Source organism: Micropruina sp. (assembly GCF_047607385.1).
GTDB lineage: Bacteria > Actinomycetota > Actinomycetes > Propionibacteriales > Propionibacteriaceae > Micropruina.
In genome coordinates this window covers 1-6,548 of record NZ_JASGDE010000116.1, presented here as the reverse complement: position 1 = coordinate 6,548, position 6,548 = coordinate 1, and the positions used below count along the sequence as shown (strand labels likewise).

Genomic DNA, 6,548 nt, shown 5'->3' with positions numbered 1-6,548 from the left:
GTCCCGGCGGCGGTCCGGCCGGCGGTGGCGGCGGTCGCGGTCGTGGTGGCCGCGGCGGCTCCGGCACCCAGGGTGCTTTCGGTCGCGCCGGTGGCCCGGCCAAGCGCGGACGCAAGTCGAAGAAGCAGCGCAGGCAAGAATTCGACCAGATGGAGGCGCCGACCATTGGTGGCGTCCGGATCCGTTCCGGTGACGGATCCACCGTCCGGCTGCGTCGCGGTGCCTCGCTGACCGACCTCGCCGAGAAGATCGGCGTCGATCCCGCGTCGCTGGTGCAGGTGCTGTTCAACCTGGGCGAGATGGTCAACGCCACCCAGTCGGTGGCCGACGACACGCTGCAGGTGCTGGGTGCCGAGCTCAACTACAACATCGAGGTCGTCTCGCCCGAGGACGAGGACCGCGAGCTGCTGGAGAGCTTCGACATCGAGTTCGGTGAGAACGAGGGCGGCGAGGAGGACCTCGCGCCGCGTCCGCCGGCCGTCACCGTGATGGGCCACGTCGACCACGGCAAGACCAAGCTGCTGGACGCGATCCGCAACACCAACGTGGTCGCCGGCGAGGCCGGTGGCATCACCCAGGCGATCGGCGCCTACCAGGTGGCCACCGAGGTCGACGGCATCGAGCGCAAGATCACCTTCATCGACACCCCGGGTCACGAGGCGTTCACCGCCATGCGTGCCCGCGGTGCCAAGTCGACCGACATCGCCGTGCTGGTGGTCGCTGCCGACGACGGTGTGATGCCGCAGACGATCGAGGCGCTGAACCACGCCAGGGCGGCCGACGTGCCGATCGTGGTCGCGGTGAACAAGATCGACAAGGAGACCGCCGATCCGGCGAAGGTGCGCGGCCAGCTCACCGAGTTCGGCCTGGTGCCCGAGGAGTACGGCGGCGACACCATGTTCGTCGACGTCTCGGCCACCGCCCGGCTCGGCCTGGACGACCTGCTGGAGGCGATCGTGCTGACCGCCGACGCGGCGCTCGACCTGCGCGCCAACCCGGACATGCCCGCCCAGGGTGTCGCCATCGAGGCGCATCTGGACAAGGGCCGTGGCCCGGTCGCCACCGTGCTGGTGCACCGTGGAACGCTGCACACCGGCGACTCGATCGTGGCCGGCTCGGCTCACGGCCGGGTTCGCGCGATGATCAACGACCAGGGCGAACAGGTCAGCGAGGCGCCGCCGTCCATGCCGGTGCAGGTGCTCGGCCTGACCTCGGTGCCGGGTGCCGGCGACAACTTCCTGGTCGTCGAGGACGACCGGATGGCTCGCCAGATCGCCGACAAGCGGGAGGCCCGGCAGCGGGCGGCCATGCATGCCAAGACCACCCGGCGCAAGACCCTCGACCAGCTGTTCGAGCAGTTGGAGAAGGGCGAGACCCAGGAGCTCAAGCTCATCCTCAAGGGCGATTCGGCCGGTTCGGTCGAGGCCCTGGAGGACGCGCTGTCGCAGATCGACGTCGGCGACGAGGTCAGCCTGCGGGTCATCGACCGCGGTGTCGGTGCGATCACCGAGACCAACGTGTCGCTCGCCGAGGCGTCCGACGCGGTGATCATCGGCTTCAACGTCCGGCCGCAGGGCAAGGCCACGCAGCAGGCGGACGCCGCCGGTGTCGACATCCGGTACTACTCGGTGATCTACGCCGCGATCGACGAGGTGGAGGCCGCCCTGAAGGGCATGCTGAAGCCGATCTTCGAGGAGAAGGTCACCGGCCAGGCCGAGATCCGCGAGATCTTCCGGTCGTCCAAGTTCGGCACGATCGCGGGCTGCATGGTGATCGACGGCTCGGTGAAGCGGAACTCCAAGGCGCGGTTGCTGCGTGACGGTGTGGTGGTCGCCGAGACCTCCATCGCCTCGCTGCGGCGTGAGAAGGACGACGCCACCGAGGTCCGCGAGGGCTACGAGTGCGGCATGACGCTGGCGAACTACTCCGACATCAAGATCGACGACATCATCGAGACCTTCGAGATGGTCGAGAAGCCGAGGGATTGATGGGCAACCCGCGCTACATCAAGGTCGCCGAGCAGATCAAGGTGATCGTGGCGGAACTCCTGGAACGGCGGATCAAGGATCCGCGGCTGGGCTTCGTCACCGTCACCGACGTCCGGCTCACCGGCGACGGCCGCGAGGCGACGATCTTCTACACGGTGCTCGGTGACGAGCAGTCCCGGGTGGACACCGCGCATGCGCTGGAGTCCGCCCGCGGGCTGATCCGCTCCACGGTGGGCAAGCAATTGGGGATGAAGTTCACCCCGACGATCGCCTTCGTGCTGGACGCCGTGCCGGAATCCGCCGCCCAGATCGAGGACGTCCTGGCCCGGGCCCGCGCCGCCGACGAGGCGGTTGCGGCCCAGGCCGCCGGTGCCACGTACGCCGGTGACGCCGACCCGTACAAGAAGCCCGACGAGGACGAGGACGCGGCCGAGTAGGCCGGTCCCCACCCTCGCGCGGCGTCCCTTCCGCCCCGCTAGGCCCTCCCTAATCAGTTCAGCCCTCCCGTATACGGGAGGGCTGAACTGATTAGGCAGGGGTTTACCGGTCGGTTCTCTCGTGGGTGCCGGTGTGACGCCCACCGTTCCCGGACGTGGTCCGTCCGGAACCCGGCCTAGGCTGACTCTCACCATCGGGCGAGGCTCAGGAGGGTGACATGGCGCAGTACCGGGTCGAAGCGCTGAGCGAAGCCACCTGGCCGGCGTTCGAGGCGCTGGTCATCAAGCACAACGGGATCTTCGGCGGCTGCTGGTGCATGTGGTTCCAGCCGGACGCCGACCGCCAGGGCCAGGGCGGGGGACAGCCGGCCAAGCATCGGCTGGTGGTCCAGGGCCGCACCCATCACGCGCTGGTGATGGACGGCGACGCCGCGGTCGGGTGGTGCGAGTACGGCACACCCGACGAACTGCCGCGGATCTACCACCGCAAGGAGTACCAGGCCAGCGGCATCGAACCCACCGGCTACCGGATGCCGTGCTTCTTCGTCGACCGGAACCATCGCCGCCGGGGCGTCGCCACGCTGGCCCTGCGCGGCGCTCTCGACCTGATCGCGGACGCCGGCGGCGGCACCGTCGAGGGCTACCCGCGGGTGGACGTCGGCCAGAAGAAGCTGTCGGCGTCCTTCCTGTTCAGCGGCTCGGTCGGCATGTTCGCCGGTGCCGGCTTCACCCGCGGTCCCGACCTGGGCAGATTCCGGTGCATCATGCGGCGTAAGGTCGAGCCCGCGGCCGGTTGAGCCGACAACAGCCGAGGAGGACGAATGGGTTCAGGGCACCGCGGCGAGGGCGTCCCGCGATGAGCGTCGACCGGGACAACTGGGCCGGCACGGTCCGCTACCGGGCGCCGCGGATCGTCGCCCCCGGCACGCTCGCCGAGGCCCAGCGGCTGGTGGCGTCCAGCAGCAAGGTGCGCGCCCTGGGTACCCGGCACTCCTTCAACCGGCTGCCCGACACCGAGGGCGTGCTGCTTCACCTGGGCGAACTCCCGGCGGACCCGGTGATCGACACCGGCGCGATGACGGTCACCGTCGGCGGCGGCACCCGCTACGGCGTCCTGGCCCGGCACCTGGAGGAGCGCGGCCTGGCCCTGCACAATCTGGGATCGCTGCCGCACATCAGCGTCGCCGGCGCCATCTCGACCGGCACCCACGGCTCCGGCGACCGGCTCGGCAGCCTGTCGTCGGCGGTGCGCGGGCTGCAGTTCATCGGGCCGTCCGGCGATCTGGTCGACGTCCGGGCCGGCGATCCCGGGTTCGAGGGCATGGTGGTCGGGCTCGGCGCGTTCGGCCCGATCACCCGGGTGACGCTGGCTGTCCAGCCCTCCTACCGGATGCGCCAGGACGCCTACCTGAACCTGCCCTGGCAACGGCTGATGGACGATCTCGACGGCGTCACCGGGGCGGCCTACAGCGTCAGCCTGCTGACCACGTGGACGGCGCCGGCGATCCAGCATGTCTGGGTGAAGTCGCTGCTCGACCAGCCGATCGTCACCGCCGAGCAACTCGGCGCCGCACCGGCGCTGCGTGAGACACCGGACAATATGAACCCGTTCGGCGTCGAGGGGCCGTGGTGCGCCTGCCTGCCGCACTTCCGGCTGGACCGGGTGCCGAGCCTGGGCGCGGAGATCCAGACCGAATACCTGCTGCCGCGCGACCGTGCGGTCGAGGCGCTCGGCACGCTGCGCGAGATCGGACGCCTGATCGACCCGGTGCTGGAGATCTCCGAACTGCGCACCGTGGCCGCGGACGGGTTGTGGCTGTCGCCGGCGTTCGGACGGGACAGCCTGGCCATCCACTTCACCTTCCGGCGCGATCCGGACGGGGTGGCGCAGGTGCTGCCGGTGATCGAGGCGCGGCTGCTGCCGCTGGGCGCCCGTCCGCACTGGGGCAAGCTGTTCGACGCCGGCGCCGACGCGCTCGGCCCGCTCTACCCCCGGATGGACGACTGGCGCGACCTGCAGCGGGCGTACGACCCGGAGGGCAAGTTCGGCAACCGGTTCATCGAGCGGCATGTCACCGGGCCGCGGTCGGGGTGAGCGGCGACCACCCCCGGGCCACTAGCCTGAGCCGGTGAGCGCGTCCGGAATCCTCGTCGTCGACAAGCCGTCCGGTTGGACGTCGCACCAGGTGGTCGGACGCTGCCGCCGGCTGCTCGGCACCCGCAAGGTCGGCCACGCCGGCACCCTGGATCCGATGGCCACCGGCGTCCTGGTCGTCGGGGTGGGCCGGGCCACCCGGTTGCTCGGGCATCTGGCGCTGACCACCAAGAGCTACACGGCCACCATCCGGCTCGGGCAGGCGACCATCACCGACGACGCCGAGGGCGAGGTCACCTCCTCCGCCGGTGCATCCGGCCTCGCCGATGCCGCCATCGAAGCCGCGATCGCGCCCCTGCGCGGCGACATCGTCCAGGTGCCGTCCACCGTCTCGGCGATCAAGATCAACGGCGAGCGGTCGTACGCCCGGGCCCGGCGCGGCGAGGACGTCGTGCTGCAGGGCCGTCCGGTCACCGTCTCCCGCTTCGACGTCCTGGAGCGGCGTGACGCACAGGTCGACGGCATCACCGTCACCGATCTGGACGTGGTCGTGGACTGCTCGTCCGGCACCTACATCCGGGCGCTGGCCCGCGACCTGGGCGTCGCCCTCGGCACCGGGGGACACCTGACCGCGCTGCGCCGCACCCGGGTTGGATCGTTCGGGCTGGACGGCGCGCTGAGCCCCGAGCAACTCACCGCGGACCCGCCGCGGCGTCCGGACCTGATCGCCCTGGACGCCGTCGCCCGGCAGAACTTCCCCTGGGTCGAACTGGACGCCGACGAGGCCCGCGCGGTCGGCTACGGACGCCCGCTGCACCGCAGCCTGCCCGGCGAGCCGGCCGCCCTGCTGCACGACGGGGAACTGCTGGCGCTCTACCGCCAGGACGGCGACCGTGCCGTCCCGGTGGCCGTCCTGGTCGGGTAGCAAGCGCTGCTTCGCCGCGCGTGTCGCGGACCGGAGCCCGGCCGGTCGACCAACACCCGGCGGGTCACGGACTGACCCTCCCGAGACCGGCGCCCTCCGGACTCTACGATCGGCCCGACTGTCGGCAGCGGAGCGGAGAAGCATGGACCTGACCAGTATCAAGAAGGCCGCCGTCCGCGGACTCACCCCGGGCCGGCCGTTCCAGGACCCTCCGATGATCCTCCGGCTGGTGATCGGGATGGTGTTGGCGTCGGTCGTCGGCTACGCGACCAACAGCCCGCAGACCCAGGTGATCCTCACCGTCGGGGCGCTGCTGGCCGGGGTCTCGCTCACCCTGCCGCACAACCGGTCGCGGCTGGTCGCGGCCGCGCTCGGCTCGTTGGCGCAGGCGCTCGGGCTCTACCTCGGCGTCACGCTGTCCGGCCAGTGGTGGGTGGCGCTGGCCCTGGCCTTCCTCGGCTTCCTGGCGTCCGGCCTGCTCCGGGCGGTGGCGGTCGGGATCAGCATGCGGGTGATGCTGATGACGATCCTGTTCCTGGCCTTCGCCGAGATGGGCCGTGGCCTGAACGCTCCGCCGCTGAGCGTCGCGCTGGGGTTCCTGGCCGGTGCCGCGATCATGCTCGCCATCCAGCTGTTCCCGCCTTATGAGCCGCGCTACGCGTCGCAACGCAAGGCGGTCAGCGGGTTCTACCGCTCGCTCGCCGGCGCCGGCCCGGTCGGAGCCGCGCTGCTGGCGGCGGACCGCAGCCTCGCGCTGCTGCGCGCCGACGGCAACGATCAGCTCACCCGGTTCGTCCAGCTGGTCGAGCGTGGTGAAGAGATCGCCCAGTTGCTGCTGGCGCTGGAGAATCGTCCCGGCTCGGACGCCGAGGCCTGGCGTGCGGTGGCGGCCGAGCGGCTGTCCGGCGTCGCGGCCCGGGTCGCCCAGCCGAACCTGCCCGGCGAGCCGGCACCGTCCTGGCCGCACGGCACGGCGAGCGGCGTCCAGCAGGCGTTGCAGCGCGCCGTCGAGATCGCCGAGCAGGTCGCCTCCGGTGCGGCGGCGCCGCCGGCGTCCGACGAGCGGCGCACCCCGTCGTCCTGGGAGCTCGTGAAGGACGAGC

Annotated in this window: 6 protein-coding genes; all 6 read left to right on the top strand. The window is 71.2% G+C overall.

What is annotated here, in order from left to right:
- On the top strand, positions 1–1,988 hold a 1,988-nt coding region (gene infB / locus QM582_RS10260; protein ID WP_415084109.1), incomplete at its 5' end, for a translation initiation factor IF-2.
- Positions 1,988–2,425, top strand: a complete 438-nt coding sequence (gene rbfA / locus QM582_RS10255) for a 30S ribosome-binding factor RbfA (RefSeq protein ID WP_415084107.1) — start codon at positions 1,988–1,990, stop codon at positions 2,423–2,425. The genes infB and rbfA, both read left to right, overlap by 1 nt.
- Positions 2,426–2,643: 218 nt before the next feature.
- Positions 2,644–3,222, top strand: a complete 579-nt coding sequence (locus QM582_RS10250; RefSeq protein ID WP_415084105.1) for a GNAT family N-acetyltransferase — start codon at positions 2,644–2,646, stop codon at positions 3,220–3,222.
- 59 nt (positions 3,223–3,281) lie between these two features.
- The gene (locus tag QM582_RS10245; protein WP_415084103.1) at positions 3,282–4,520 is read left to right on the top strand and encodes an FAD-binding protein; all 1,239 of its coding nucleotides are present in this window, start codon (positions 3,282–3,284) and stop codon (positions 4,518–4,520) included.
- Between the two features lie 34 nt (positions 4,521–4,554).
- Positions 4,555–5,445, top strand: coding sequence for a tRNA pseudouridine(55) synthase TruB (gene truB / locus QM582_RS10240; RefSeq protein ID WP_415084102.1), 891 nt, complete (start codon positions 4,555–4,557; stop codon positions 5,443–5,445).
- Positions 5,446–5,587: 142 nt separating this feature from the next.
- On the top strand, positions 5,588–6,548 hold a 961-nt coding region (locus QM582_RS10235), incomplete at its 3' end, for a hypothetical protein (RefSeq protein WP_415084100.1).